At 56.8% G+C, this 3,185-nt stretch carries 1 rRNA gene; it reads right to left on the minus strand.

The annotated features are described in order from the left end of the window. Nucleotides 1-22: 22 nt before the first annotated feature. Nucleotides 23-3,143, minus strand: a 23S ribosomal RNA gene (locus FNH08_RS47660). Nucleotides 3,144-3,185: the final 42 nt, after the last annotated feature.

A 3,185-nucleotide genomic window follows, 5' to 3' on the forward strand; every position in this document is an offset into this window, starting at 1 on the left:
AACACAGTGGACGCGAGCAACTGAGGACAAGCCCTCGGCCTATTAGTACCAGTCACCTCCACCCGTTACCGGGCTTCCAGACCTGGCCTATCAACCCAGTCGTCTACTGGGAGCCTTACCCTCTCAAGGAGGTGGGAATACTCATCTCGAAGCAGGCTTCCCGCTTAGATGCTTTCAGCGGTTATCCCTCCCGAACGTAGCCAACCAGCCATGCCCTTGGCAGAACAACTGGCACACCAGAGGTTCGTCCGTCCCGGTCCTCTCGTACTAGGGACAGCCCTTCTCAATATTCCTACGCGCACAGCGGATAGGGACCGAACTGTCTCACGACGTTCTAAACCCAGCTCGCGTACCGCTTTAATGGGCGAACAGCCCAACCCTTGGGACCGACTCCAGCCCCAGGATGCGACGAGCCGACATCGAGGTGCCAAACCATCCCGTCGATATGGACTCTTGGGGAAGATCAGCCTGTTATCCCCGGGGTACCTTTTATCCGTTGAGCGACGGCGCTTCCACAAGCCACCGCCGGATCACTAGTCCCGACTTTCGTCCCTGCTCGACCCGTCGGTCTCACAGTCAAGCTCCCTTGTGCACTTACACTCAACACCTGATTGCCAACCAGGCTGAGGGAACCTTTGGGCGCCTCCGTTACCCTTTAGGAGGCAACCGCCCCAGTTAAACTACCCATCAGACACTGTCCCTGATCCGGATCACGGACCCAGGTTAGACATCCAGCACGACCAGACTGGTATTTCAACGACGACTCCCCCTGAACTGGCGTCCAGAGATCACAGTCTCCCAGCTATCCTACACAAGCCGAACCGAACACCAATATCAAACTGTAGTAAAGGTCCCGGGGTCTTTCCGTCCTGCTGCGCGAAACGAGCATCTTTACTCGTAGTGCAATTTCACCGGGCCTATGGTTGAGACAGTCGAGAAGTCGTTACGCCATTCGTGCAGGTCGGAACTTACCCGACAAGGAATTTCGCTACCTTAGGATGGTTATAGTTACCACCGCCGTTTACTGGCGCTTAAGTTCTCAGCTTCGCCCCACCGAAATGGAGCTAACCGGTCCCCTTAACGTTCCAGCACCGGGCAGGCGTCAGTCCGTATACATCGCCTTACGGCTTCGCACGGACCTGTGTTTTTAGTAAACAGTCGCTTCTCGCTGGTCTCTGCGGCCACCCCCAGCTCACCAAGTAAATTGGATCACCAAGTGTGGCCCCCCTTCTCCCGAAGTTACGGGGGCATTTTGCCGAGTTCCTTAACCATAGTTCACCCGAACGCCTCGGTATTCTCTACCAGACCACCTGAGTCGGTTTAGGGTACGGGCCGCCATAAAACTCGCTAGAGGCTTTTCTCGACAGCATAGGATCATCCACTTCACCACAATCGGCTCGGCATCAGGTCTCAGACAAAGCCAGGCGGATTTACCTACCTGACGTCCTACACCCTTACCCCGGGACAACCACCGCCCGGGATGGACTACCTTCCTGCGTCACCCCATCACTCACCTACTACCAGCTCGGGTCACCGGCTCCACCACTCCGACCTCGTCCGAAGACTCAGCCGACGGCTTCACGGGCTTAGCATCACTGGATTCGATGTTTGACGCTTCACAGCGGGTACCGGAATATCAACCGGTTATCCATCGACTACGCCTGTCGGCCTCGCCTTAGGTCCCGACTTACCCTGGGCAGATCAGCTTGACCCAGGAACCCTTAGTCAATCGGCGCACACGTTTCCCACGTGTGTATCGCTACTCATGCCTGCATTCTCACTCGTGAACCGTCCACAACTCGCTTACACGGCTGCTTCACCCGGCACACGACGCTCCCCTACCCATCACAGCAGGCGTTAGCCCTCATGCTGCAATGACACGACTTCGGCGGTACGCTTGAGCCCCGCTACATTGTCGGCGCGGAATCACTTGACCAGTGAGCTATTACGCACTCTTTCAAGGGTGGCTGCTTCTAAGCCAACCTCCTGGTTGTCTCTGCGACTCCACATCCTTTCCCACTTAGCGTACGCTTAGGGGCCTTAGTCGATGCTCTGGGCTGTTTCCCTCTCGACCATGGAGCTTATCCCCCACAGTCTCACTGCCGCGCTCTCACTTACCGGCATTCGGAGTTTGGCTAAGGTCAGTAACCCGGTAGGGCCCATCGCCTATCCAGTGCTCTACCTCCGGCAAGAAACACACGACGCTGCACCTAAATGCATTTCGGGGAGAACCAGCTATCACGGAGTTTGATTGGCCTTTCACCCCTAACCACAGGTCATCCCCCAGGTTTTCAACCCTGGTGGGTTCGGTCCTCCACGAAGTCTTACCTCCGCTTCAACCTGCCCATGGCTAGATCACTCCGCTTCGGGTCTTGAGCGCGCTACTGAATCGCCCTGTTCGGACTCGCTTTCGCTACGGCTTCCCCACACGGGTTAACCTCGCAACACACCGCAAACTCGCAGGCTCATTCTTCAAAAGGCACGCAGTCACGAGAATGAAGCAAGCTCCATTCCGACGCTCCCACGGCTTGTAGGCACACGGTTTCAGGTACTATTTCACTCCCCTCCCGGGGTACTTTTCACCATTCCCTCACGGTACTATCCGCTATCGGTCACCAGGGAATATTTAGGCTTAGCGGGTGGTCCCGCCAGATTCACACGGGATTTCTCGGGCCCCGTGCTACTTGGGTGTCTCTCAAACGAGCCGCTGACGTTTCGACTACGGGGGTCTTACCCTCTACGCCGGACCTTTCGCATGTCCTTCGCCTACATCAACGGTTTCTGACTCGTCCTGTCGCCGGCAGACGACAGAAGAGAGATCCCACAACCCCGCATGCGCAACCCCTGCCGGGTCTCACACGCATACGGTTTGGCCTCATCCAGTTTCGCTCGCCACTACTCCCGGAATCACGGTTGTTTTCTCTTCCTGCGGGTACTGAGATGTTTCACTTCCCCGCGTTCCCTCCACATACCCTATGTGTTCAGGTATGGGTGACAGCCCATGACGACTGCCGGGTTTCCCCATTCGGAAACCCCCGGATCAAAGCCTGGTTGACGACTCCCCGGGGACTATCGTGGCCTCCCACGTCCTTCATCGGTTCCTGGTGCCAAGGCATCCACCGTGCGCCCTTAAAAACTTGGCCACAGATGCTCGCGTCCACTGTGCAGTTCTCAAACAACGACCA

It is taken from the genome of Streptomyces spongiae, from assembly GCF_009377185.1.
GTDB classification, from domain to species: Bacteria; Actinomycetota; Actinomycetes; order Streptomycetales; family Streptomycetaceae; genus Streptomyces; species Streptomyces spongiae.